Source organism: Prevotella sp. HJM029, from assembly GCF_000599605.1.
Lineage (GTDB): Bacteria > Bacteroidota > Bacteroidia > Bacteroidales > Bacteroidaceae > Prevotella.
Genome location: NZ_AZHT01000002.1, coordinates 1 through 25,241, shown reverse-complemented (window position 1 = coordinate 25,241; position 25,241 = coordinate 1). Strand labels below are relative to the sequence as shown.

General features: G+C 45.2%; 23 protein-coding genes. 11 read left to right on the top strand and 12 right to left on the bottom strand.

The features are described from left to right. Positions 1–20: 20 nt before the first annotated feature. The 5 genes from mreC (at position 21) to X919_RS0100480 (ending at position 5,268) form a co-directional block, all read left to right on the top strand. Positions 21–893 carry a rod shape-determining protein MreC gene (gene mreC, locus X919_RS0100500; RefSeq protein WP_028898577.1) on the top strand — a complete coding sequence of 291 codons (873 nt, stop codon included), beginning with the start codon at positions 21–23 and terminating at the stop codon, positions 891–893. A gap of 25 nt (positions 894–918) precedes the next feature. Then, positions 919–1,419 (top strand): rod shape-determining protein MreD, encoded by a 501-nt coding sequence (gene mreD, locus X919_RS0100495; RefSeq protein ID WP_028898576.1) that lies wholly within the window; start codon positions 919–921, stop codon positions 1,417–1,419. A gap of 77 nt (positions 1,420–1,496) precedes the next feature. Then, positions 1,497–3,347 (top strand): penicillin-binding protein 2, encoded by a 1,851-nt coding sequence (mrdA, locus tag X919_RS0100490; RefSeq protein ID WP_028898575.1) that lies wholly within the window; start codon positions 1,497–1,499, stop codon positions 3,345–3,347. After that, positions 3,328–4,806, top strand: a complete 1,479-nt coding sequence (gene rodA, locus X919_RS0100485; RefSeq protein WP_028898574.1) for a rod shape-determining protein RodA — start codon at positions 3,328–3,330, stop codon at positions 4,804–4,806. The genes mrdA and rodA overlap by 20 nt, the downstream gene beginning before the upstream one ends. Positions 4,807–4,833: 27 nt before the next feature. Further along, complete coding sequence (locus X919_RS0100480; RefSeq protein ID WP_004380264.1) at positions 4,834–5,268, top strand: Fur family transcriptional regulator; 435 nt, start codon at positions 4,834–4,836, stop codon at positions 5,266–5,268. On the opposite strand, the gene X919_RS0100475 is transcribed toward X919_RS0100480, so the two are convergent. Then, the gene (locus X919_RS0100475; RefSeq protein WP_004380265.1) at positions 5,263–6,219 is read right to left on the bottom strand and encodes a LuxR C-terminal-related transcriptional regulator; all 957 of its coding nucleotides are present in this window, start codon (positions 6,217–6,219) and stop codon (positions 5,263–5,265) included. The genes X919_RS0100480 and X919_RS0100475 overlap by 6 nt on opposite strands. A 526-nt stretch (positions 6,220–6,745) precedes the next feature. On the opposite strand from X919_RS0100475, the gene X919_RS0100465 reads away from it, so the two are divergent. Both X919_RS0100465 and X919_RS0100460 read left to right on the top strand, forming a co-directional pair. Beyond that, a complete protein-coding gene (locus tag X919_RS0100465) occupies positions 6,746–7,297 on the top strand; it encodes a hypothetical protein (RefSeq protein ID WP_028898572.1) in 552 nt (183 codons plus the stop codon). A gap of 283 nt (positions 7,298–7,580) precedes the next feature. Beyond that, positions 7,581–7,796, top strand: a complete 216-nt coding sequence (locus tag X919_RS0100460) for a hypothetical protein (RefSeq protein ID WP_028898571.1) — start codon at positions 7,581–7,583, stop codon at positions 7,794–7,796. Positions 7,797–8,117: 321 nt separating this feature from the next. Here the strand turns inward: X919_RS0100460 and nhaD are convergent, their stop codons facing one another. Beyond that, complete coding sequence (nhaD, locus tag X919_RS0100450; protein WP_028898570.1) at positions 8,118–9,482, bottom strand: sodium:proton antiporter NhaD; 1,365 nt, start codon at positions 9,480–9,482, stop codon at positions 8,118–8,120. Between the two features lie 112 nt (positions 9,483–9,594). Between nhaD and X919_RS0100445 the strand changes: the two genes are divergently transcribed. The 4 genes from X919_RS0100445 (at position 9,595) to X919_RS0100430 (ending at position 13,942) form a co-directional block, all read left to right on the top strand. Next, complete coding sequence (locus X919_RS0100445; RefSeq protein WP_028898569.1) at positions 9,595–10,209, top strand: DUF6621 family protein; 615 nt, start codon at positions 9,595–9,597, stop codon at positions 10,207–10,209. Next, entirely contained in the window at positions 10,206–11,444 is a 1,239-nt protein-coding gene (locus X919_RS0100440; RefSeq protein WP_028898568.1) for a saccharopine dehydrogenase family protein, read from the top strand. Before X919_RS0100445 ends, X919_RS0100440 begins: the two co-directional genes overlap by 4 nt. Positions 11,445–11,498: 54 nt before the next feature. Beyond that, a complete protein-coding gene (recA, locus tag X919_RS0100435) occupies positions 11,499–12,518 on the top strand; it encodes a recombinase RecA (protein ID WP_028898567.1) in 1,020 nt (339 codons plus the stop codon). A 608-nt stretch (positions 12,519–13,126) separates the two neighbouring features. After that, positions 13,127–13,942: a DUF6261 family protein gene (locus X919_RS0100430; RefSeq protein ID WP_028898566.1), complete on the top strand. Its 816-nt coding sequence runs from the start codon at positions 13,127–13,129 to the stop codon at positions 13,940–13,942. Between the two features lie 85 nt (positions 13,943–14,027). On the opposite strand, the gene X919_RS0100425 is transcribed toward X919_RS0100430, so the two are convergent. The 10 genes from X919_RS0100425 to X919_RS16320 form a co-directional block, all read right to left on the bottom strand. After that, on the bottom strand, positions 14,028–15,464 hold the full coding sequence (locus X919_RS0100425) for a tetratricopeptide repeat protein (RefSeq protein WP_028898565.1): 1,437 nt from the start codon (positions 15,462–15,464) through the stop codon (positions 14,028–14,030). An 85-nt stretch (positions 15,465–15,549) separates the two neighbouring features. Further along, positions 15,550–16,509, bottom strand: a complete 960-nt coding sequence (locus tag X919_RS0100420; RefSeq protein WP_028898564.1) for a PstS family phosphate ABC transporter substrate-binding protein — start codon at positions 16,507–16,509, stop codon at positions 15,550–15,552. A gap of 4 nt (positions 16,510–16,513) precedes the next feature. Next, positions 16,514–17,359: an energy transducer TonB gene (locus X919_RS0100415; RefSeq protein WP_028898563.1), complete on the bottom strand. Its 846-nt coding sequence runs from the start codon at positions 17,357–17,359 to the stop codon at positions 16,514–16,516. A 39-nt stretch (positions 17,360–17,398) separates the two neighbouring features. Beyond that, a complete protein-coding gene (locus tag X919_RS0100410; RefSeq protein ID WP_028898562.1) occupies positions 17,399–18,055 on the bottom strand; it encodes an ExbD/TolR family protein in 657 nt (218 codons plus the stop codon). Positions 18,056–18,058: 3 nt separating this feature from the next. After that, positions 18,059–18,700 carry an ExbD/TolR family protein gene (locus X919_RS0100405; RefSeq protein WP_028898561.1) on the bottom strand — a complete coding sequence of 214 codons (642 nt, stop codon included), beginning with the start codon at positions 18,698–18,700 and terminating at the stop codon, positions 18,059–18,061. 31 nt (positions 18,701–18,731) lie between these two features. Beyond that, entirely contained in the window at positions 18,732–19,565 is an 834-nt protein-coding gene (locus tag X919_RS0100400; protein ID WP_028898560.1) for a MotA/TolQ/ExbB proton channel family protein, read from the bottom strand. A 215-nt stretch (positions 19,566–19,780) separates the two neighbouring features. Continuing rightward, on the bottom strand, positions 19,781–20,974 hold the full coding sequence (locus X919_RS0100395; protein WP_028898559.1) for a pyridoxal phosphate-dependent aminotransferase: 1,194 nt from the start codon (positions 20,972–20,974) through the stop codon (positions 19,781–19,783). 175 nt (positions 20,975–21,149) lie between these two features. Next, positions 21,150–22,358, bottom strand: a complete 1,209-nt coding sequence (locus X919_RS0100390; protein WP_028898558.1) for a bifunctional 3,4-dihydroxy-2-butanone-4-phosphate synthase/GTP cyclohydrolase II — start codon at positions 22,356–22,358, stop codon at positions 21,150–21,152. Positions 22,359–22,444: 86 nt separating this feature from the next. Then, positions 22,445–24,349, bottom strand: coding sequence for an LptF/LptG family permease (locus X919_RS0100385; protein ID WP_028898557.1), 1,905 nt, complete (start codon positions 24,347–24,349; stop codon positions 22,445–22,447). Positions 24,350–24,633: 284 nt separating this feature from the next. Then, entirely contained in the window at positions 24,634–24,807 is a 174-nt protein-coding gene (locus tag X919_RS16320; RefSeq protein ID WP_155949620.1) for a hypothetical protein, read from the bottom strand. Positions 24,808–25,241 lie beyond the last annotated feature (434 nt).

The window sequence follows — 25,241 nt, the reverse complement described above, 5'->3', positions numbered from 1 at the left end:
TTGCTTTATACAGGATATACATGCATAACCTCTTAAACTTTCTTTCGAAATACAGCTATTGGTTTCTATTTTTAGTCTTAGAAGCCATTAGTTTTGTGTTGCTATTCCAATTCAATAGCTACCAAGGTAGCGTTTGGTTCACTTCAGCCAACGCTGTCTCAGGAAAGTTTTATGAGCAAAGTGCCAAGGTAAAATCCTATTTCCAATTAGCAACAATCAATGAAGAGTTGACGCAAGAGAACCTTTATTTAGCCCACAGACTACAAGCTTTAAATGCACAAAAAGAAGATTCTATTGCCGATTCATTGGCACATGCAAGTGCATTATTACAACGCTTAGCCCCCTATAAACTTATCCCTGCGAAGATTGTCCACGCTTCTTTGAACAAACGCGATAACCTTTTAACGATTGACAAAGGTGCACGCGATGGTATAAAACGCGATATGGGTGTCGTTTGTGGTACAGGGGTTGTAGGCATTGTCTATCTCACCTCCGAACACTATGCTGTGGTTATTCCCGTGCTCAGTTCACAATCCAGCATCAGTTGTGTGATTGAAAATCGAGGCTATTTTGGCTATTTACATTGGACTGGCGGTGATATCAGTCGAGCTTTTGTTGATGATATTCCACGTCATGCCCACTTCAGACTCTACGAAAACGTGGTTACCAGTGGCTACTCTTCAGTGTTCCCAGCAGGTATTCCTGTAGGAAAAATCTTGCATGTATATAACTCTCCCGACCAAATGTCTTATCGCTTGCAGCTCCAACTATCGACAAACTTTGGCACACTTCGTGATGTCTTCGTTGTAGATAATAGTGCTTTTGCAGAACAAATGGATATTCTCCGTGCAGTAGAAGACTCGATGCGAGTTAAAAATGGTGGAGAGAAATAATGACCATTGTTAGAGAATTTTGCGTATGAATCTACAAATAGTAAGAGAAATCGCCATCTTTTTCATACTGATGTTAGGGCAAGTGCTGGTATTCAATCATATCCATTTGTTCAACTTAGCAACCCCATTACTTTACATTTATGTAGTATTGCGCTTTCCACGTGGCATATCTCGTAGCTTAGCTCTGCTATTTAGCTTCGTGATGGGCGCCATCATGGATATCTTTTCCAACACACCTGGCGTAACCATGGCTTCGCTCACGTTGCTGGGTCTCATCCAACCTCAGCTATTATTGCTGTTTATTCAACGCGATAATACTGACGAATTTATACCTTCGATAGCAACTTTAGGTACGGCACGCTTTATTTATTACACCTTGATGATGGTGCTTATTTATTGCTTATGCTTTTTCACGCTCGAAAGTTTCAATTTCTTTAATTGGCTACAATGGATAGAGAATGTGGGAGGAAGCATGGCAATCACGTCGGTTCTCATTATCACCATTGAAGTGTTTCGATCGAGATAACAAGAGCACAACACTCCAAAGCACTCATCAAAAAAGATATTCAACTTTTAAATTTCATTTAGGTTCAGTTTGCATTCGTGAAGGATTTCAATTTAGATAATCGTCGTTTCGTCATTGGTGGTATAGCCTTAACTATCGTGTTCATCTATATCATCCGCCTTTTCACGATTCAGTTGTTAAGTGATGACTTTAAGAAAAACGCCGATAGTAACGCCTTCTTGAAGAAAATAGACTATCCCTCACGCGGTGCCATCTATGATAGAAACGGGAAGTTGATGGTCTATAACCAACCGTCCTATGACATTATGGTGGTCATGAACGAAGCAAAGAACCGCCTTGACACCTTGGATTTCTGTAACACCTTAGGCATAACAAAAGCCTATTTCATCAAGCGCATGGATGATATTAAGGATAGAAACAAAAATCCTGGCTATAGTCGGTTCACCGAACAGCTCTTCATGCCCCAACTCTCCGACAAAGAATTTAGTGTTTTCCGTGAGAAGATGTTTCGCTTTCCAGGCTTCTACGTGCAACGAAGAAGTGTGCGACAATACACCTATCCTTATGCCGCTCACGTCTTAGGTGATGTGGGTGAGGTCTCACCATCCAACATAGAAGAAGATAATTACTATCAGCCAGGCGATTATATCGGCAAACTGGGTGTAGAACGCTATTATGAAAAGGAGCTCAGAGGCGAAAAAGGTATTAAGATTATGCTGCGCGATGCACACGGAAGAGTGCAAGGAAGCTATCAAAATGGCAAGCTCGATCATCAGCCTGTTGCCGGAAAAAACCTCACACTAAGCCTTGATATTCCGTTGCAAGCCTTAGCCGAAAGACTCTTAGAAGGAAAGATTGGCAGCATTGTTGCCATCGAACCTTCTACCGGAGAGGTGTTGGCTATGGCTTCATCGCCCACCTATGACCCGAGAACATTAGTCGGAAGAAATCGCAGTAAAGCCCATCTTGCCCTCTCACGCAACGTGTGGAAGCCGCTACTCAACCGCTCTATCATGGGACAATATCCGCCGGGGTCGACCTTCAAAACCACACAGGCACTCACCTATCTCAGCGAAGGCATCATCCATCCCACCACGATGTTCACCTGCCATCATGGCTTTTATTATCGCGGTCTGCACGTAGGTTGCCACGGACATGCCTCACCTTTAAACTTAATCGAGGCCATCAGCACGTCGTGTAACGCCTATTTTTGCTGGGGACTCTACTACATGATGGGCAACCGGCGCAAATATCCCAACGTAGATGCAGCGATGAATCGCTGGCGCGACTACATGGTCAGCATGGGATTTGGCTACAAATTGGGCGTCGATCTGCCGGGAGAGAAGCGCGGTCTCATCCCCAATGCCTCGTTTTATGATCGCGCTTATCACAATTCTTGGAACGGATTGACCGTTATTAGCATCTCTATTGGCCAAGGAGAAGTCAACCTCACCCCCCTACAGATTGCCAACCTTGGCGCAACCATTGCCAATCGTGGCTATTTCTACGTGCCCCACGTAGTGAGAAAAGTGCAAGGTCTGCCTTTAGACACTCTCTACACGCGCCGTCATGTCACCATGGCTAAGCCACGAGCCTATCAAACTGTGGTGGCTGGCATGCGTTCTTCGGCACTCAGGGGCACCTGCAAAGCCTTGGGACATCTACCCTTTGACATTTGCGGAAAGACGGGAACCGCACAGAACAGAGGACAAGACCACTCCGTTTTCATGGGTTTTGCTCCCATGAATCAGCCCAAGATAGCCATTGCCGTGTATGTGGAAAATGGTGGTTTCGGTGCCGATTTTGCCGTGCCCATTGCCGGAGTGCTTTTCGAACAATATCTAACCGGGAAATTATCTCCATCGGCTCAACACATGGCCGATGCTTTACAACATCGCAGAATAGCTTATGGTTCGCACAACAGATAGACAAACCAGTGTGTTACGCGCCATCGATTGGTGGACAGTCGCCATCTACATTGCGCTACTCATCTTCGGATGGGTGAGCGTTTGTGGTGCCAGCTACACCTATGGCGACACCGATATTTTCAGCCTTTCCACCCGTTCGGGCATGCAGATTGTATGGATAGGCACCTCTTTATTTTTAGGCTTGGTGCTACTTTTGCTGGATGATCGCTTCTATGACACCTTTGCCTACGTCATCTATGCAGCGCTTCTGCTCCTCCTTTTCCTCACCATTTTCAATCCACACGAGATAAAAGGCTCGCGTTCGTGGCTCGTTTTAGGTCCTTTGCGCTTGCAACCTGCCGAATTTGCAAAGTTTGCCACGGCCTTAGCCATAGCAAAACTCATGGGTGGATATAACTTTAACATCCAACGATGGAAAGATTTTGCGGCGGCCTGCGGAGTAGTTTTGCTCCCCATGCTCTTCATCATAGCCCAAAAAGAAACGGGGTCGGCCTTGGTCTATCTCTCGTTCTTCCTGATGTTCTACCGCGAAGGCATGCCAGGCAGCATCCTGTTCACCGGCGTGGCCATGGTGATTTATTTTGTGGTGGGCATCAAATTCGAACATGTGACGCTATTTCAAACACCGACTTCGATGGGAGTTTTCATTGTACTTTTATTGGTACAAATCTTCTCATCGATTATGGTGAGGGTGTATTGTCGGCAGAAAAAAGCGATGTGGCTCATGTTAAGTGCGAGCTTAGGTGTCACCTCACTGTTCCTTTTATGCTCAAATTATGTCATCCATTTCGATATTGTCTGGGTGCAACTCAGCCTCGCACTGGTCATGGTGGGCTATCTGCTTTATGCCTGGTTGCGCACACGTCTCAACAACTATCTCTTCATTGCGGCCTTCGCTCTTGGCTCACTCACCTTCTTTTATTCGGCCGACTACGTGCTCAACCACGTGCTTGAGCCCCACCAACGCGTGCGCATCAACGTGCTCTTAGGCTTAGACGAAGACCTGAATGGCGCCGGCTACAATGTGCATCAGAGCGAGATTGCCATTGGGTCGGGTGGTCTTCAGGGTAAAGGCTTTTTGAATGGTACACAAACCAAGTTGAAGTTTGTGCCCGAACAAGACACCGATTTCATCTTTTGTACTGTGGGCGAAGAAGAAGGTTTCTTTGGTTCGGCGGGCGTGTTGATACTCTTTTTATTGCTCATTCTGCGACTTATCCACTTAGCCGAGCGACAACCTTTTAGCTTTGGACGCATCTATGGTTACTGCGTGTTGAGCATTTTCCTCTTCCATGTATTTATCAATGTGGGCATGGTGTTAGGCTTAACGCCCGTCATCGGCATTCCCTTGCCCTTCTTTAGCTATGGGGGGTCGTCGTTATGGGGCTTCACCTTCTTGCTTTTCATCTTCCTACGCATTGATGCCGGGCGCAACTTAGTGCACAACCACGCGCTTTAACAGCCTCGTTTAAATGGTGTTTTTCGTATGAACCATCAAGCTTTCACCGCACTTTTAGCTGCCCACGACATTCGCCCGACAGCCAACCGATTGCTCATTGCGGCCACGTTAGCGAACGCTGCGTCGCCCCTTTCGATGAAAGAGATAGAGCAACAAATTCAATCCATAGACAAATCGAGCATCTCGCGCACACTCAATCTTTTCTATGCACACCATCTTGTGCACGCATTAGACGATGGAACGGGCAGTGTGAAATATGAGCTTTGCCATGCAAAGCATGCCGACAACGACGAAGATGCACATGTTCATTTCTTTTGTGAGCAGTGTCACCGCACCTTTTGCCTGCGCGAAACACCCTTACCCACACTCACCTTGCCGGCCGATTACCTTGTTCAACAAGTGCAACTCATCGTGAAAGGCATTTGTCCTGCTTGTCGAACAAAAGGAAAAACGCGTTTATAGCTTTACGTTTGAGATGTCGACCAAATGGTTGACAATCGCATAAATGGTGAGTCCGGCGGGCGAATGGATTTGCAATTTCCGTGCGATGTTGCGGCGGTGCGTAATCACCGTGTTCACCGAAATGCAGAGCTCGTCGGCAATTTCTTTATTGCTCAAGCCTTTCACGATACCAATAATAATTTCTCTTTCGCGGTCGCTCAGCTTCTCTTCAGCAGGCATTGTGGGATTGAGCATATTGGCAATGTTCAACGAAACACCTTGTTGACTGAGGTTTTTCTCCAACTGTCGAATGGCAGGCATAAAGATTTTGTCTTCGACATCCGAGTGTTGATTGAGCCAGGCCTCACTGTTGTAGATGTCATAGAGCGTGGCAGTGAGCAGGTTGTTGTGCAATTCGTCCGACGGCAGATATTTAATAATGATGCTCTTCAGTTCGGAAAGACGCTGCTCCACCTGGCGATGGTGCTGCGAAAAGGTGTTGACATCGTAATTGTTCATCACTACCCCCTTCAACAACTGCTCTACATAGGGGAACACGGTCTTCTCTTCATAGCGCATGTGCTTAATGATTTCATGCGCATTCTCGTCGTAAAGCTTCAAAATAAACTGTGCCAAGCTGTCGTTTTCGTCCAACGCTTCGGCCAGTTCTTTGCGCATGAAAGGCAACTGGAACTCAATGTAATAGGCATGCGAGGCCTTGAGATATTTGAGCAAAGTGGGCACAGAGATGTTCTCGGCCTCGTCCTTTCGATAATAACCATTAATGGCAAGATTAACAATAGCCAAGAACGTATAGGTGTCAACGTCCTCGCTTTCGCACACCTCTTGCACGGTTTTATCGCCGAAACCCAAACTAATGCCAAAGCCACCAAGACTTTGTAAGATGTCGCAATTATCACGGATGATATCAATCATCTTATCTTCGGGCTCATATATCTTCTGATTTTTCATAATGTATCGCCGTTATTTTTAGTGCTGCAAATATAGTAAAAAATCATAATTTCAGGTGCTTTTTGACGAAGATAATTGCATATAAGAGCACATTTTTGTGTCAATCCGCATACTTTTTGCAGTATTCAAGATTTCTGCAGCGCCCCTTTCCGCAATAATATTGCTTCACGCTTCACAAAAGATATCCACCATAACGGCGTAAACAAGGCCATATTGGTGAAGAATGTAGTCCACTTTATCAGGTAAAATGATAGAGATTGCCATGCAATAGGGCTGGTTTTGTTAATTACTTTCGCCGACACAAAAAAGAGGCGGGAAAACATCGACAATAGCATTTATAAAAATAAAATGATGAAAGTTCAAACAAAGTAACTATATTTGCAGTTGTGCTGTTTGGTGTGACAATCTACATGCTCTGCACCACTCATGGGAAAGAGGAAAAATTGACTGTTCTTGAAAGGGATTTATTCATGGGATAGCTCTATGAAGAGATTTGGGAAATATAATGTTTAATTAAAACAAAATGATGAGAAACTATATTTTACATGCGTTTTTAACTTGCTTCGTCCTGACTTCTTGTCAGATTTCGGGACTGACATCAGGTTATACGCATTTGTCAAAGAGAGAACAAGCAAAGGTTATCCATTACAAAGGCAACATCGATAGCATATCCGACTACGCGAATGTATATGCTGTAACCGTAGAACAGGTAAAGGAATATGTTCTAACACATAAGAAAGTGATTGTGTATAATTATACTCCATTTTGTAAATCTCCTTTTTGTACTTCTCCAACAGCCTTAACCAAACGATATAAGGCTAAGGGAATTGACGTACTGGTCATATCGAATATTTATGATGACATATTTAAGTCCGTTAACAAAGAATTCCCTATGCTGATGATAGATACAAAGGATTATAAGACAAAATTGAGGGGAAAATATATCGACTCCTTCTATTTTGCCTTAACAGGTTTGACCCTCAAAGAGGTAAATTATGCGCTTTACCATTATTTTCGCAACGGAACTTATGTAAAAAGTTTCAAAGACCCCAATGAGATAGAAAAAGAGATAGAATAAATAAGCGGGCTTATTACCAAAGAAGCAATAGGCCGTAAAAGCAGAACATAAGTTCATGATAACGTTGTCTATCAGCGGTAGCGCGCGTTGGCATCGTTAGTTTTGTTCTCCAGTAGTTCGTTTATACACTAACTAACCAATGTGATTATAGTTAGAAGAATAATTCAAACGAACGCAAATACCATTTGAGCTATCATTTGGTGCTTTTTCTTTTATTCTCTTGCAAATCTCAAAGCAAAGGACTATATTTGCAATCAGAACGAATTAAACAGGAGGATAGACTATGGATATCAATCATACAGCGACAGATACTTTTTCTTTGGAGATACCCAAAGCTGATAGTTCGTTATTGAAGTCTCTCGTCAAACGTATGAGATGGACGGTGCATAAGACCACAGTGAAGCGCACCGCCTACGAACAAGCACTTGAAGACAAAGAGCAAGGGCGCATCAACGAATATGCCAATGCAGATGAGCTGTTTACCAAACTGGGCATCTGATGGCCTATAAATTACGAACTACACACCAGTTTGAAAAAGAACTCAAGCGACGTAAGAAATGTGGGTTACCAATGGATAAGTTCAAAGAAGTGATTACTAATGGTAAAGTCCTGCCAATTTTAAACCTACTTGTATAAGGATGTTCCTAATCCGAATTGCCCAAAGTATATGAACATTGTAGAGAGGAATTAGTTGACAAGCAGGAGAACGGAGTCGATTTCAAAGCATATAAACATTATAAAAGGAGCAAATCTGACATGGATTTGCTCCTTTTATAAGGATGAGAAAGGCACGAAGGCCTATCTTTGTTCAACAAAAAGTTTAAATGGGCGTGGTGATAAGGAAGGTGCGGATGACCCAATAGCTCACGATTCCGGCCAAATAGCCCACGAAAGCAATCCAGGTGATGCGCTTCATATACCAGCCAAAGGTGATTTTCTCCAAACCCATGACAACCACTCCGGCTGCACTTCCGATGATTAAGATGCTGCCGCCCACACCGGCACAGTAGGCAAGGAGTTGCCAAAAGATGCCATCAACAGCCATGTCGCCTGAAGGAGCGATGGGATACATGCCCATACATCCGGCTACTAAAGGCACGTTGTCGACGATGCTTGAGAGCACACCGATGATGCCCGTCACCATATAATGGTTGTTATCGAAAGTGGTGTTGAGTGTTCCGCCAAGCGAAGTGAGCACGCCAATCTCCTCTAAACAAGCCACAGCCATGAGAATTCCGAGGAAGAACAAGATGGTGCTCATGTCGATGCGGCTCAGCAAATTGGTCACTCTTTTTTGGAAAGTCATGCCCGCATGATAGCGATGCAACTGGCGATAGAACACTTCGGTGATGGTCCAAAGCATTCCTAAGACGAACAAAATGCCGACAAACGGTGGCAGATGGGTGATGGATTTAAACACGGGAACGAACATTAATCCGCCCACACCGATGGCAAAAATAACTTTTCTTTGCAAGCTGTTAAACTCGAGCATCTCACCGGCACGCACGTCATAAACAGCAGCTTCCTCGCTCCCCAGCTCGCCCTTTAGCTGATATTGCAAGATGAGCGTGGGGACAATGAGCGAGATGAGCGATGGAACAAAAATCTCGCTGATAACCCCTAAGGCTGTGATGGAGCCTTTGTTCCACAGCATGATGGTGGTGACATCGCCAATGGGTGAGAAAGCACCGCCCGAATTGGCAGCGATAATCACCAACGAAGCATAGATGAGTCGGTCTTTTTTGTCGAACACCAACTTGCGCAAAATCATAACCATCACGATGGAAGTGGTGAGGTTGTCGAGGATGGCCGATAGGAAAAAGGTCATAAAGGCTATTTTCCACAACAACGAACGCTTGCTCTTGGTGCTGATACGCGACTGCACCCAGTTGAAACCTCCGTTCTGATCGACAATCTCGACAATCGTCATGGCTCCCATAAGAAAGAACAACGTGGTGCTGGTGCCGCCGAGATGATGCTCGATGATGGTGCTCACTTGATTGACCAAGTCGTGACCATTGAAGCCCGAAAGATAGCTCTCGGGGCTGCACATAAAGAGCGTCCAACAGCCCACAAACATCAATAAAGCAACGGCCGCCTTGTTTACTTTCGTGACACTCTCAAGGGCTATAAACAGATAGCCCACGACAAAGACCACGATAATCGCAATAGTTAAAGATGTCATCTTTTATTAAAATCTTTTGTTTAACATTGTTTACTATTTGTAGCGGGGCAAAGGTAGTAAAAAAAATATTACCACCCATGATAATCTCAAATTAAAACACTAACTTTGTGGCATGAATTCACAGGAAAATGGCAACATCGCTATGAGCGAAAACATCATTATCGTCGATGCTGATTATGTTGATTCTGTAGCTTTTAATCTCATTGTTAATTTTGAACGCATGCTCAACCGCGCCCTTCCCAAAGCCGACTTTGCACAATGGGCCGTTTGCGTGGCCTTGGATGGCGGCGTGCGCGAAGGGAAAAACGATGTGCAAGTGGTGCTGGTTCACGACAAGCAACGGGAAGAAATGGCACATTTCGAACCGGGAAACTTCAGCCACACCCTCAACGCAAAGGCTTTCAACGATGCTCACTTGGGCGAATTCACGGTGACGAGCGTGGGCACAGACGATACCATCAGCAAAGAAAGATATTTCGAAGAAGTGATGGAAACGCTGTTGCACCACGATGAGGTGAAGCGCGTGATGCTTATTACTGACAGCGAAACGGGAACGGCTTATGACCGCTTGCGCCAGTTGTTGCGCCATGCCGACGACGACACGAAGCGCATAACTCTGTTTGCCATGGAACCCATGCCGGGCGGAAACTTTCGCCAAGAGCTATTGGGCTATTCGCTGATGAGCGCTTTGGGTATAAAAGCAGATGAAATAAACAAAAAGATATGAGCAGAATTTTGATGATTGGTGCTGGCGGAGTGGCTACCGTTGCAGCATTTAAAATGGCACAAAACACGGATGTGTTCTCGGAACTGATGATTGCCAGCCATCACAAAGAGAAATGCGACAGACTCGTGAAAGCTATCCACGACAAGGGATACACCATGCCAATTGAAACGGCCGAGGTGGATGCCGATAACGTAGAACAGCTAAAAACATTATTCAAAAGCTATCTACCCGACTTGGTTGTCAACCTGGCTTTGCCTTATCAAGACCTCACCATCATGGAGGCTTGCTTGGCATGCGGATGCAACTACTTGGACACGGCCAACTACGAACCCAAAGACGAAGCCCACTTTGAATACTCCTGGCAATGGGCCTACAAAGAAAAGTTCGAGCAGGCTGGGCTCACTGCCATTTTAGGATGTGGTTTCGATCCAGGCGTTTCGGGCATCTACACGGCCTATGCCGCAAAGCATTACTTTGACGAAATCCATCAATTAGACATCGTCGATTGCAATGCAGGCAACCACCACAAGGCCTTTGCAACGAACTTCAATCCCGAAATCAACATTCGCGAAATCACACAAAAGGGACTTTATTACAAGGATGAACAATGGATTGAAACTGAACCACTGGCCGTGCACCGCGACATTACCTACCCCAACATCGGCCCACGCGACAGCTATCTCATGCACCACGAGGAGTTGGAGTCGCTGGTGAAAAACTATCCCACCATCAAACAGGCGCGCTTCTGGATGACCTTCGGAAAGCAATACCTCAACTATTTGGACGTCATTCAGCAGATTGGCATGGCACGCATCGACGCCATCAGCTACGAAGCGCCACTGACCGAAGACCCCACAAAGACGGCCAAGGTGAACATCGTGCCGCTGCAATTCCTCAAAGCCGTGCTGCCCAACCCGCAAGACCTGGGCGAGAACTACGATGGCGAAACCTCCATCGGCTGTCGCATTCGCGGCGTGAAAGACAGCAAGGAGCGCACCTACTACGTCTACAACAACTGCAAACACCAAGACGCCTACCAAGAAACGGGCATGCAGGGCGTGAGCTACACCACGGGTGTGCCCGCCATGATTGGCGCCATGATGCTGGTGCAAGGCATTTGGAAGCGACCGGGCGTGTGGAATGTAGAGGAATTCGACCCCGACCCATTCATGGAACAACTCAACATCCACGGCCTGCCTTGGAACGAGGAGTTCGACATCGACTTAGAAGTGTAGGCCAGCAGCACCCCAGGCCTACCCATTTTATCACCAATTAAATTAAACATTTTTATGGCAAAAGAAACAGAAAGCAACCCGCAGAACGACAAATTAAAAGCCCTGCAGGCTGCCATGTCGAAGATAGAAAAAGACTTTGGAAAAGGAGCCATCATGCGCATGGGCGACAAGCAGATTGAAGATGTCGAGGTGATTCCCACCGGAAGCATCGCACTCAACGTGGCACTGGGCATCGGAGGTTATCCGCGCGGACGAATCATAGAAATCTATGGTCCCGAGTCCTCAGGTAAAACAACCCTCGCCCTTCACGCCATCGCAGAGGTGCAAAAGAAAGGTGGAATCGCCGCTTTCATCGATGCCGAGCACGCCTTCGACAGCACCTACGCTGCCAAGTTGGGCGTTGATGTGGACAACCTATGGGTGAGCCAGCCCGACAACGGCGAACAAGCTTTGCAGATTGTCGACGAACTGACACGCTCGAGTGCAGTAGATATCCTCGTCATCGACTCGGTGGCAGCCCTCACTCCTAAAAAAGAAATCGAAGGAGACATGGGCGAAAACGTGGTGGGACTACAAGCAAGGCTCATGAGCCAAGCGCTGAGAAAGCTCACATCAACAGTAAGTAAAACCAACACCTGCTGCATCTTCCTCAACCAGCTGCGCGAGAAAATCGGAGTCAGCTTTGGCAATCCCGAAACAACAACTGGCGGTAACGCACTGAAGTTCTACAGCAGCGTGCGCCTCGACATTCGAAAAGGCTCATCCGTCAAGGATGGCGACACCATATTGGGCTACATCACAAAAGTGAAAGTGGCCAAAAACAAGCTGGCTCCCCCATTCCGACGCGCCGAGTTTGAAATGACCTTCGGCGAAGGAATCAGCAAAACGGGCGAACTTGTAGACCTCGGCGTCGAATACGATATCATCAAAAAGAGCGGAAGCTGGTACAGCTACAACGGCTCTAAATTAGCACAAGGGCGCGACGCAACGAAAACATTGTTGCACGACAACCCCGAACTTTGCGAAGAATTAGACATGCTCATCACACAAGCTATCGAAAACAAAAAAGAATAGCACGCCCAACGGCACGCCACATGTAGGCTTTTTGCAAACTCATCACCTCTTTCCCCTCTCAGCACAAACGCTCGAAACAAACTTCAGCACGCTGAGAACCATCAGGAAAAGGCCAAGAGAAGCAAAAAGCCTACATTGCGTTTGCCCCTTTCCGTCGCTGCCACCACCGCTCGAAAAACCACTAAAAACCAACAAAAACACACCGGAATAAGACGGAACGAACCTGAAAGCAAACTACATTGCATTTACGGAAGTTCCGCAAGCAAAACACAAAAAAGAGCAACATTTGCGGAAGTTCCGCAAATAACAAACAAAAATGAATTATGCTTGCGGAAACTCCGCAAACATAGAAGAAATACGCATCTTGCTTGCGGAAGTTCTGCAAATGCATTACAAATAAGTATAATTATTGCGGAAGTTCCGCAAATAACGTGCAAAACAGAATATTATTTACGGAAATTCCGCAGATATCAAACAAAAATGTAACATATTTGCGGAACTTCAGCAATCAGGATGCAGAAAAAAACGTATCTTTGCAGAGAGCAAACGCTCACAAACCGAAACAAAATCAATTCATCAGCATATAAACGCTTTAAATACTATCTGATATGAAAGAAATAAGAAATATCGACCTCACAAAAGTGAACAACGGCGCACATCAAATGTTTATGGAGAACGTTGCCAAGGTTTTGGCTGAATATCAACAGACCATAATGGCGCATCCGAAAACAAAAACGCTCACAGAAGAGTTTGGAAAACTGCTGCAACAAGAGAAAACTTGCATGGGACTGAGCCGCACAAGTCTGCGCACAGCACAGATAGCCGAGGCCGACCACGATCGCGACATCATCTTCACGGGCTTTAAAGCCATCGTGAAAGCCTATACGAAGGGCTTTAATGGGGAGGCCAAAGCAGCGGCGAAAGTCATCTGGAACGAGATTGCAGGCTACAGAATCAACAACAGAATGCAGCTCGAACAGCAGACGGGGATGCTCTACAGCCTGCTGAAAAGGTGCCAAACACAGCACGCTGAGCAAATCAAAATGCTGCAACTGACGCGCTATGTGGCGCAGCTCGACGAGGCCAACAACAAGGTGAGCCAACTGCTCAACTTGCGTTTGGATGAACAAAAATGGATTGCCAAAGGGGCATTGCGCGCCACACGGCGACAGATAGATGCGCAATATCGCCTCATCGTGGAAGCCATCAACGCACGCATGTTTCTCAACGACGATGAAAGCGTGGCGCCCATCGCCGACTTTATCAACGAGATGGTGCGTCGTTACAAGCGCGAAATCATCCCGCATAGCAAGAACAAGAAGGGTAACGGAGCAGACAATGCGGGCAATGGGCAAACCAAGAGCCCCGAGGAAGGAGATAATGCTGCCGGAAACACGCCAGAAAGTCCGACAACGGAGGCATAAAAAATCCGCAAGATGCTTGCGCGTCCTGCGGAATAATTTAAAATACACACCGATATGTGTGTAAAAAGTAATAAAAAGTCTTCAACTACTGTTGTTGCGCTCCTGCTGCTGGCGCGTCTAATCCAAGTGCAGCACGCGCATTTTTATCATTGGGATCGAGCTTGATGAGCTGCTCATAATAGGGTTTAGCCGTCTCGAGATCGTTCTTCGTCACCCAATAATAATAGCCCAAATTGGCCAAAGCCGACTTATAAGTGGCATCGTCATCCGACTGGCGATCGGTCTTTGCCGCAAGCAAATCGACAGCCTTTTTGAAGAATTCGGCACCCTTTTCGTCGTCAGCGGCTTTGGAAGCCTGCATGCCAGCCATGTTATAAACCCACGCAGCAATGCTCGGCCACTTGGTAGCCATCTGCTCATAAATGCTGTAAGCCTTGTCTAAGCTCGCCTGCTTCGTGGCACCTCCCTTCTCGGCCTTCTGCGCATAGATGTTAGCCAAACGCGCATAGTCGGAAGGCGTAGAGTTCTGGTTGCTGGCCATATACTTCTCGGTATATTCCAAAGCCTTGTCCTCCTGCCCCATTTCGGTGTAGGTGTCGGCAATATACTGATAGGGTTTGAAATCGGTTTTGTTCAGCTCAAACGCCTTCTCATACTGTGCAATAGCGGCGTCATATTGTTTTTGTCCCTTCAAAGCCAAACCATAATAAATGTAGTCGCGCGAACTCTTCTCCACAGAATCGGTGCTCAACACCACCTTGGCATAGCCATCCGCCTCGTCAAATTTCTGCAAATCAACGGCGCTCCACAGGGCTACACGATCGAAAGTGATGTTCTTGGGGAACTTTTGAACACCCAATTTCGACACCTCCAAGGCACTTTCCTTGTGGTTGCTCATGTAAGCCGATACGGCATAGCCCACAAGATAGAACTCGGCGAGGTTGGCCTTGTCGGTCTTTGCGAAATATTCGTAAGCCTTTTCGTAATTGCCTGCCAGATAGAAATTGTTGCCAGCTTCGGCATCAATGGGGAAATCGGGGCAGTTTTGCTTCAGCATATTCAATGCACGCTCGCTCTCTTCGGGGCTACGTTTGCGATAAACATTGGCATAGCGCATGTAACCTTGTGGATTTTTGGGATCCATCGTCATCGACTGCTCATACCACATGGCAGCATTTCCACCATCGTCTTTCATCGCAGCTACGTCGCCTAAAAGGATGTAGGCATCCCCATAGTTCTTGTTCTTAGCCAACACATCATTTGCTATATTAGTTGCTTCGTCAAACTGCTTGTTGAGCAATAACAACTCACCCAAAGCAACCAATGCCTTTGGGTCTTTCTTGAAAGTCTTCTGATAATCTTTCGTTAAGTTCTTTAATGCCTTAGCATCCATGCTGGCATTGCTCTTCAACGCCTGCTCGATGGGCTGCAACATCACTGAATAACTACTCGTTTGTGCCATTGCGGGCATCGATAAACTCATTGATAATAAGCCCACGGCCATATACCTTGTTATCTTCATAGTCATAATTCTTTTTTGTTCAACAAAACTCTCCAATTAAACGCTATATAGAAAAGTGGCTAAAAAGGGAGAGACTCCTAACCGATTATTTCTTGATATTGACTGACTTTATTGTGATATCACCTCTGTAAGGCAACAAACCCGTCTTGAAGAGTATCAACTGCCCCTTGGGACTGGTAATAAATGTTGCAAACGTCCACGGCAAAGCACGCATCGGGTCGACCACATTGGCATATAATGTGCGCACAAAGGGATAACGACCATCTAACAGATAAGCCTGATAGGGTTTCCAACTATTCTCGGGCGTAGCCTTATCCTTAATGGATACAGACATGACATGAATATTCTTTTTAAATGTGGTATTGGTGGAATCGCGTCGGTCGTTCAACCAATTCGAACCAATAATACCGATAGCATTGATATTTTTATCGACATAATCTATCACCGCCTTACTATTCTTTGCCGCAACGATATTGTCTGCGGTGAGAGGTTTTCCACCCATAATCGAGTCGATAACATAATGCAGGGTTGCTGAAGCTTTATTGTCGAAAACAACTTCAATACCGCCGCGTTTCGAGTGAGGATAAACATCACTCCATTGTTTCGCTTGTCCAGATAGCACGCGCTTAATATCGTTCACCGTGATACAAGTATCGGAATTATGACGATTAACAATAAAAGCTAAACCATCATATCCAATCGTAAAGACCTCTGGAACAAGGTTCTTCGTCTTGAAATAGGCAATTTCTCTTGGTGTAAGTCCTCGTGAAGTGAAAAACAAACAAGTCTTGAGGTCTTGCAACATCTTGAAACCTGTAATATCATCTGCATAAATAGGTTTCAGATGTGCTTCAGGAAATTGAAACTCAAACTGCTGACGTTCTTCCTCAATGAAAGGACTAAAACTTTCGTCAGAGACGAATGTAATCGTCCCTGACGTTGGAGTATCCGTCCTATTGTTCTTTGTGCCCTTGTTCCAACAGGAAGTTAAGAGCACGAAAGATGACAATAGTCCGAGTAGAATATAAGAATTTTTCTTATTCATTTAATTATTGTTGCAATCTGAAGACCACGGGAACATTAAACTTCACGCGTACAGCAGAACCATTTTGCTTACCTGGTGTCCAGCGAGGCATGCTGCTTACAACGCGAGCAGCTTCCTTATCCAAAGATGGATCGACAGAACGTGCCACCTTAACATCAGTGATAGAACCATCACGTTCTACAACGAATGAAATGGTTACACGACCTTGAATACCATTCTCTTGTGCGACAACAGGATACTTTACATGAGAATTCAAGTACTGAAGCAATGCAGCCTGTCCACCAGGGAATGAAGGCATCACTTCTACGACGTCGAATACTTTCTGTGTAACCTCTTCTTTTGGTGCTGGAGGAGGTGTAGCAACAGCGATATCATTACGCACAGCTTCGATTGTACGGTCCTTTGCACCCTCATGGGTTTCAGTACCTACTGCAATCTTCGCATCCAAATCAGCCATCTGCTTCATCTGGTTAGACTCTTTTACAAGTTCATCCTTCTTGATGACAGGTGCAACGAATTTTTGCGTTTCACGCGCTACAGGAATCTCCTTCTTCGGCTCAACCTTTGGTTTCACCTGTTCCTGTTTCTTCTCTTGCTTCTTAGCTTCTTTCTGAAGTTGTGCCAACTGCATCGCCTCCATATAGGCTTGTTGCTGCTCAGCATTCTTCTGTTCAATTACTTTCCATGCAAGAAAACCACCAACGAGAGCTGCAGCAATAATTAAGATAACAAGTGCCTTGATGTTACGACCAGAAGTTCCTTTACGGAGCTTATATGCACCGTAGTCTTGGTTCTTGCCGGCAAACACCAAATCGACCCATTTGGGATCGTATAAATCTATTTTTGCCATTTGTTTCTTTCTTTTTAAATTGTTTCTTTACTTCATTGATTACTGCTTAACAGCACGCAGCTTCAACAAGTGTAAGTCGTCGCTGTTGAGCTTATCAATAACGTAAGTACCAATACTTAAAATCTGCATTTCGTCGAGTGCATCTACCATGTTCTTATAAGAAGCATTGTCTGTGGGCTTGATGATGATGGTCAAAGTTGGAACCTTCCCATCTTTCAAGTCACCCGCCTTCAGCTTACTTAATTCTTTCTGGTAGACAGAATCAGGATACATTTGAGGATTTTCAGCCTTCTTTGCATTCAATTCTTTTACAGCCAGTTCAATACGTCTTACAGGTTTGATACCCGTTGCTGTAGCATGATCTCTCAGCACCGTGCGAATACCATCATTACCCCATGTTGTTTCTTTCAGCCATGCAGGATTATTATATTGAGGTTCGCCCTCGCCATAATAAATCTTGTTATCAGCTGCAACATAGATTGTGATAGCTTCTGAAGCTTTTGCCTCTGCCTGTTGATCTTTTTGAACATTATCATTACTCGGCATCGTAAGCTCCATGGTCTGGGGTTTACTCAGAGATGTTGCTAACATGAAGAAAGTAATCAACAACATGAGCATATCAACCATCGGCGTAAAGTCTACGCGAGCGTTGGACTTCTTCTGTTTTCCTCCGCCTTGTTCTACAATTTCTGCCATTGATTAGTCCTCCTGTTTTTTAAGCTGAGTGATCATATAGTAATGGCTCTCGTCCATATCTTGGAGTTCACTCATTACACGTTTCACTGTCTTATACGGTGTACTTGCATCTGCCTTCAAAGCAATCTTGATATCGTCATCCACTGTACGAGCGGCATTCACCCATTGCTGGAACTCACTCATACCTCCTTTAATACTATCCAATGGAATACCCTTCAATGGAAGAGTCTTCATACGAACAGAAATAGGGGCTGCCAAATAACTGCTGAGGTCACTCATTGGAACACCAAATTGTGCTTCAGCCTTGAATGCTTTCGTCTGTGCAGGATTCAAACTCACGCCGAAATTCTCAGTCATCTTGTCGAGTACCTGTACCATTTCGTCTGGATTATCCATACTCATGAATACCTGTCCCTCGCCAGTTGGCTTTCCTGATGCATCTTTTTCAGGATTGACAAATATCGTCAGAACGCCCTTTTCTGGAACCTTAATCTCAGAAACCGACCCTGGCGTGTTTACTTTCACAGGCTCATTCTTTACGAAAGTAGAGGTGAGCATGAAGAAAGTGAGCAGCAAGGTCATAACGTCTGACATAGGCGTCATATCAATCCATACATCACTTTTCTTAATTTTTACTTTACCCATAGCGATAAAATTTTAAAGGGTTAGCAAAAAATTAAGCCTCGTCTGCGTGGTTAGCTTCGTATGTCTGAGCGATTGAGTAACCTACTTCGTCGAGTGCGTATGTCAACTTATCAACCTTATTGGTGAAATAGTTGTAAGAAATAACGGCGCACCATGATGTTAAAATACCAAATGCTGTATTGATCAAAGCCTCAGAAATACCTGCAGAAAGAGCAGTTGAGTCTACATTACCTGAAGACAAAGCCGAGAATGACTTGATCATACCCGTTACAGTACCAAGAAGACCGGTCAAAGTACCCAATGTTACGATGGTAGCAATGATAGGAAGGTTCATGGTTAAAGTTGGCATTTCAAGCTGAGTAGCCTCCTCGTGTGCCTGCTGAATCTTTGCAACCTTTTGTGATTTCTTCAAGCTTGCGTTTGCACCAGATTCCATATTCTTATATGCATTCAAAGAAGCATATACAACGTTTGCTACAGAACCTTTTTGCTTGTCGCACAACTGACGTGCTTTATCAAAGTCGTTTGCATTCAAAGCTGCTTTGATATTCAAAACGAATTTTGCCAAAGAACCTGTACCAAAAGCGGTCTTCATAGCCAAAACGCGTTCAATAGTCATTGCCAACACGGTCAATAACAAAGAGTGGATCACAGGAACGATGAAACCACCTTTAAAGATAGTACCCCAAACGTCTGCAGGATGACCTTCAAGGTTACCGCCTTGGAAGTGCATGGGGTTACCAAACCAAGTGTAGAACAATGTGAAAGCGATTGCTGCGCAAACGACGATAATCCAGAATGCGCCTCTTACTCCCTGAAAGCCTTGACCCTTCTTAGGGTTGGCTGCTTGTTGTGTAGTTGCCATAATTTGAAAAATTTAATCTTTTGTTAGTATAATAATATCAATAATTCTTCCACACTTAATTCTTTAGTCGCGTTTACCAAAGGGATACAACGCGCCCTTTTTACCTCGCAAAGATAGCAATTTATGCATAACTACTGCGCGAATTAAGAAGTTTTAACGAGAGTTCTGTTTAAAAACAGCCGCTCTGGTAATGAATTCTTCATAAAGCATCGCTATTACTTCAATTTCATTAATGCGACTGCTATTCGCCGAACGGCCTCCGTGATTTGCGTCTCATTCGTCGCATAACTCATCCTAAAGCAAGCAGGATCACCAAAGGCGTCACCAGAAACAGTAGCTACATGCGCCTCTTCTAAGAGATATAAAGCCAAATCTGTAGCATTGTTGACCACTCGCTCACCATCACTTTTTCCAAAGAAAGCGCTGCATTTGGGGAACACATAAAAAGCCCCTTCTGGCTTATTTACCTCTAATCCAGGAATCTCCCGCAACAAACCTACAATCAAATCACGCCGTTTCTCAAAAGCCTTACGCATCTCTTCCACACACTCTTGCCCTTGTGTATATGCCGCTTCAGCTGCCTTTTGGCTCACCGAACAGGCTCCACTGGTATATTGTCCTTGCAACTTATTACACCCTTTCACAATCCATTCGGGTGCAGCAATATAACCGATGCGCCAACCTGTCATGGCATAAGCCTTCGAAACACCATTCACCACAATCGTGCGGTCACGCATTCCTTTCACTGCTGCCATACTTGCATGCCCACCGATATAATTAATATGTTCGTAAATTTCGTCAGAAACCACATACAAATTCTCGTGCCGTAGCACTACCTCTGCTAAGGCCTCCAACTCCTTTTTCGAATAAACACTCCCCGTAGGATTGCAAGGTGAACATAAAATCAGCATGCGTGTTTTTGGTGTAATCGCAGCTTCCAACTGCTCAGGTTTCATCTTAAAATTATGTTCAAACCCTGTTTCAACAAACACTGGCACACCATCTGCAAGCTTCACCATCTGTGGATAGCTCACCCAATAAGGCACAGGTATCACCACTTCATCACCTTCATTCACCAAAGCCTGCACCACATTGCACACACTCTGCTTGGCACCATTGCTCACCAGCACCTCTTCCACACGGTAATCTAAACCATTCTCACGCTTCAATTTATCGACAATAGCTTGCCGAAGCGAGAGATAGCCTGGCACTGGCGAATACTTCGAATAGTTTTCAGCAATGGCTTGTGCTGCTGCTGCTTTGATATGCTCGGGGGTGTTGAAGTCTGGTTCCCCCACACTCATGTTGATAACATCAATTCCCTGCGCCTTCATTTCTCCACTTTTCTGCGACATCGCAAGTGTTGCCGAGGGTGCAAGACGATTTAAACGTTCTGATAAATGTCTCATAGCTTTATCCGTTAGGTTATGTATCTGCACACAAAAGTAATGATTTTCTCTATGTACACGAAACATCCCCACTACTTTTTTAAAAAAATCTTTCGATTTCCATATCCAACCTACCGCATAGAAACCTTGAATGTGGAAAGTTTCCGCTTTCCACATTCAATCTATATTGCTTCAATTATAAATGAAGCTCATGCCCCATACGATCCCGTTTCGTCTCTAAATACCTCTTATCATAAGGATTAGGGGTGATTTCTATCGGCACATTCTCAACGATTTCCAAGCCATAGGCCTCCAAACCCACACGCTTCGTGGGGTTATTGGTGAGCAAGCGCATTTTGCTCACACCCAAATGCCGCAGCATCTGTGCCCCGCAACCATAGTCACGTTCATCGGGTTTAAAGCCTAAATGCACATTAGCATCCACCGTATCGTAGCCTTGTTCCTGCAACTTATAAGCTGCCATCTTATTCATGAGTCCTATTCCACGCCCTTCTTGCTGCATATAGATAACCACACCTTGCCCTTCTTGCTCAATCATTTCTAATGATTTGTGCAACTGTTCGCCGCAATCGCAACGCTTGCTGCCCAAGATGTCGCCCGTTGCACACGACGAATGCACACGCACCAACACGGCATCTCCAGGCTTCCATTCACCTTTTATAACAGCCATATGCTCGGCACCATTGCTTTTCTGACGGAAAGGAACCAAACGGAAATGCCCATAAATGGTGGGAAGATCCACCTCTTCCCCCACCTCTATCGTTGATTCTTTCTGCAAACGATAGGCAATGAGGTCCTTAATCGTGATAATTTTCATGTTCCAAGCCTTCGCCTTCTCTATCAGCTGGGGCATACGCGCCATCGTTCCGTCCTCATTCATAATCTCCATCAAGGCACCAACGGGATAAAGTCCAGCCAATTTGCACAAGTCTACGGCGGCTTCTGTGTGTCCACTGCGACGCAACACGCCATTATCTTGTGCATACAAGGGATTGATATGCCCTGGACGACCAAAGGTTTGAGGAGTCGAAGTGGGGTCAGCTAAAGCACGAATCGTTGCCGCTCTGTCGTGAGTCGACACACCTGTCGTGCAACCTTCTAACTTATCTACTGTGATGGTGAAGGGCGTTCCCAACATTGATGTATTATCGGCCACCTGATGAGGCAAATCCAACTCCTCTGCTCTCGACAACGTAACGGGCGCACATAGCACACCTCTTGCATGCTTCAACATAAAGTTTACATCGTCGGGCGTTATCTTTTCGGCCGCGATAATCAAATCACCTTCGTTCTCACGATCTTCATCATCTACTACAATAACGAACTTCCCTTGACGAAAGTCGTCAAGCGCGTCTTCAATATTACTTAATTTAAAATCCTCCATATAATTTTTCTTTTGTTGCAATTTATCTCTTCGTCACAGCCTCAAACTTCCCACTTACACCTTATTATATATAGGGAACATGCACGCTATGCCGGAAAATTCTTTTTAATCAGTGTCACAATACTATGATTGGTCTGCTCTATCGTTCGCAGATCTCGCCACAAGCGCACCCTGAACATCCACATCCTTAGATAGAAAAATACACCTAAAGGCAAAACAATTCCCGACACCATATTGAGCCATCTGCGCTCGAAAGGCCGCGTATGTGCCTTCGTTGCCAACACAGGATAGTTGTTCAAAGCCTTAATGATATAGGTGTCACGCGTATTCGATAAATCGGCAATCACCTGCTCCAACCGCTCACTTAGCTGCTCCACGGCATGGTCTGCACGATACTTAAAGAACACTTTCACTGGATTGGGCAAGTGCTGCAAATGGTGCACCGCCACATAAGTGCGGACATCTTCATTCATTGTTTGCAGCAACTTCACATCTTCTTCGTAATGTGGTTCATCAATTATCACCTCCTTGGCAAACACGTGTCGTTTCACACGCAAGCCTAAAAGCTTTTGGAAGAATTCGCGATAGGCATCAAAATTAAATACCATCGAGTCATTCGAGGCCTTGTAAGTCACAAAGATTGCCAAGGGTGTGAGCACACCAGGTGCCAATGATTTACCAAACCACACCGTCCAAATGCCACCACGTGCCATGCGATAACCCGTATTCTCGAGCACATAATACACGATAAACACCAACACCGAGACAATCACAGGAATACCCAATCCGCCTTTTCGAATAATAGCTCCCAACGGTGCTCCGATGAAAAAGAAGATCAAACACGACAATGCCACCGTAAACTTGCTAATCATCTCAATCTCATGTTGCCGTATTAACAAATCACCATCACTCGTGAGCATACTCTTAAAATCCAAATCCGAGATGGCATTTTGCACCCTCGATTGCGCCATTCCCACTACCTGTTGCTGTTGCGCCAATGGCAAATGTGCAAAGGTTGAGTCGATATTAAACCGTGCATTGTAGGCCGCTTTCACCGCCCTCAGCGAGTCTTTCTTGTCTATGGGCGGCGCATAATACAATGAGCGTTGTGCATCTTTGTAATATTGTTGCCCTATGCTGTCATAGGTATGTTTCAGCGAATCCATGTCATGTGACAACTGTGCAAGCCCCTTTCCACGCGCATTATTGGCCAATCCTGCGGCATCGGTCATGTTGAAATCACCATCAAAATCCAACAATATACGCTTTGCCGCAAACGTTTCACGTCGATAAGGCACAGCCGTATTGTTACCAAAGGCATCATTTTGCATATTCTCAAACCATTCGCCACTCCACAAACTCAACTGCAAATGCTTCTTATCGGCCGTTGATTGCAACATGCCCGAGTCGGCTAAGATAATCGCTTGATCTTCGTAACTGCCCGTCATGCGATAAATCATGATACCATAAAGCTTGCCCGTCTCTAAATCCTTATGCTGCACATACAGATTACTGTTGGGAATACCATCATAGAAAACGCCTTCAGGAATTTCCAATTCAGGACTTTTTTGCTTCATCGATATGAGCAATTGTGCCAGCTTATTATTGGCTTCCGGACCGATATTGTTTTGAAAAACAAACGATATACCACTGATAACTATCGAGATAACGATGAGCGATTGAAACGACTGCATCAAGGAAATACCAGCAGCTTTGATGGCTGTAAGCTCGCTACTCTCACCCAAATTGCCAAATGTGATGAGCGACGAAAGTAGAATAGCCAACGGCAAAGCTTGCGGAACCAACATCAAACCCATATACCAAAAGAACTGTGCCATGATTTCCATCGACAATCCTTTACCGATTAAATCATCGATATAACGCCAAAGGAACTGCATCATCAGCACAAATTGGCAGATGAAAAAAGTTCCCACAAAGAGCAAACCAAATTGCTTGGCTATGAAAATATCTAATTTTTTAATCCGAATCATGAAAACATTCCTTTGTGAAAAGCAACGCAAGCGCCGTTTGCCACGTTGCAAATTTAGCATAAAAATGTGAGATAGCCCGTGTTTTTGGCTTTTTTATGAAACACAGAGGAGCTTGGTTCAAACACACCTTCGTGATGCTACAAGTAGATGAAAGCAACTCACTCGCCAACGATAGCCTGTTCTTATTGTTTATAAGGAATGGCCTTGCCACGTACAATCCTACATAATGCGTTATCACATCCTGTGTTATGGTGTGATGATGAATGGGTGTCACACGCACCATCCTATGCCGTAGCATGATAACAAATGCCCATGTGACACACGATAAAATGTTGTGGCATGGTCACATCCCATGTTGTGGAATTATAATAAATGCCCATGTCGCGCACCATCCCTATGCCGTGGCGTGATAATAAATGGACAATGATGGGCGAATTCCACCGCAATGTTATCCTCATCCCCGTGGTTGTGGTTGTGATAAATAGGCAATGATATGTGCAACCCCATCGGGTGGCGTGATGATATCCCACGTTGTGACGCGGTAATTAATGGTTGGTGATATGGCAACCCCACAGGGTGGTGTGATGATATCCCACGTGGTGGCATGATAATCAATGGATAATAATATGGCAATCCCACAAGGTGGTGTGATGATATCACATGTGGTGGCATGATAATCAATGGATAATAATACGGCAACCCCATCGGGTGGTGTGATGATGTCACATGTGGTGGCATGATAATCAATGGATAATAATACGGCAACCCCATCGGGGTTGTACTTTCGATAGCCCAGGGTTGCCGACGATAGGAGGCTACCCTGGGTAACAATGAATGAGGGAGGCTACCCCCTTGGGGGTTGTACTCTTTCATTATTCTTTCTCCCAATATA

Coding starts and splice junctions, on each gene's coding strand:
- X919_RS0100405 (WP_028898561.1), bottom strand. CDS start 18,700: ATGGGTAAAGTAAAAATTAAGAAAAGTGATGTATGGATTGATATGACG.
- nhaD (WP_028898570.1), bottom strand. CDS start 9,482: ATGACATCTTTAACTATTGCGATTATCGTGGTCTTTGTCGTGGGCTAT.
- X919_RS0100410 (WP_028898562.1), bottom strand. CDS start 18,055: ATGGCAGAAATTGTAGAACAAGGCGGAGGAAAACAGAAGAAGTCCAAC.
- X919_RS0100400 (WP_028898560.1), bottom strand. CDS start 19,565: ATGGCAACTACACAACAAGCAGCCAACCCTAAGAAGGGTCAAGGCTTT.
- X919_RS0100395 (WP_028898559.1), bottom strand. CDS start 20,974: ATGAGACATTTATCAGAACGTTTAAATCGTCTTGCACCCTCGGCAACA.
- X919_RS0100430 (WP_028898566.1), top strand. CDS start 13,127: ATGAAAGAAATAAGAAATATCGACCTCACAAAAGTGAACAACGGCGCA.
- X919_RS0100460 (WP_028898571.1), top strand. CDS start 7,581: ATGGATATCAATCATACAGCGACAGATACTTTTTCTTTGGAGATACCC.
- X919_RS0100445 (WP_028898569.1), top strand. CDS start 9,595: ATGAATTCACAGGAAAATGGCAACATCGCTATGAGCGAAAACATCATT.
- mreD (WP_028898576.1), top strand. CDS start 919: ATGAATCTACAAATAGTAAGAGAAATCGCCATCTTTTTCATACTGATG.
- X919_RS16320 (WP_155949620.1), bottom strand. CDS start 24,807: ATGAGGATAACATTGCGGTGGAATTCGCCCATCATTGTCCATTTATTA.
- X919_RS0100480 (WP_004380264.1), top strand. CDS start 4,834: ATGAACCATCAAGCTTTCACCGCACTTTTAGCTGCCCACGACATTCGC.
- mreC (WP_028898577.1), top strand. CDS start 21: ATGCATAACCTCTTAAACTTTCTTTCGAAATACAGCTATTGGTTTCTA.
- X919_RS0100475 (WP_004380265.1), bottom strand. CDS start 6,219: ATGAAAAATCAGAAGATATATGAGCCCGAAGATAAGATGATTGATATC.
- X919_RS0100420 (WP_028898564.1), bottom strand. CDS start 16,509: ATGAATAAGAAAAATTCTTATATTCTACTCGGACTATTGTCATCTTTC.
- recA (WP_028898567.1), top strand. CDS start 11,499: ATGGCAAAAGAAACAGAAAGCAACCCGCAGAACGACAAATTAAAAGCC.
- X919_RS0100390 (WP_028898558.1), bottom strand. CDS start 22,358: ATGGAGGATTTTAAATTAAGTAATATTGAAGACGCGCTTGACGACTTT.
- X919_RS0100385 (WP_028898557.1), bottom strand. CDS start 24,349: ATGATTCGGATTAAAAAATTAGATATTTTCATAGCCAAGCAATTTGGT.
- rodA (WP_028898574.1), top strand. CDS start 3,328: ATGGTTCGCACAACAGATAGACAAACCAGTGTGTTACGCGCCATCGAT.
- X919_RS0100415 (WP_028898563.1), bottom strand. CDS start 17,359: ATGGCAAAAATAGATTTATACGATCCCAAATGGGTCGATTTGGTGTTT.
- X919_RS0100440 (WP_028898568.1), top strand. CDS start 10,206: ATGAGCAGAATTTTGATGATTGGTGCTGGCGGAGTGGCTACCGTTGCA.
- X919_RS0100465 (WP_028898572.1), top strand. CDS start 6,746: ATGAGAAACTATATTTTACATGCGTTTTTAACTTGCTTCGTCCTGACT.
- X919_RS0100425 (WP_028898565.1), bottom strand. CDS start 15,464: ATGAAGATAACAAGGTATATGGCCGTGGGCTTATTATCAATGAGTTTA.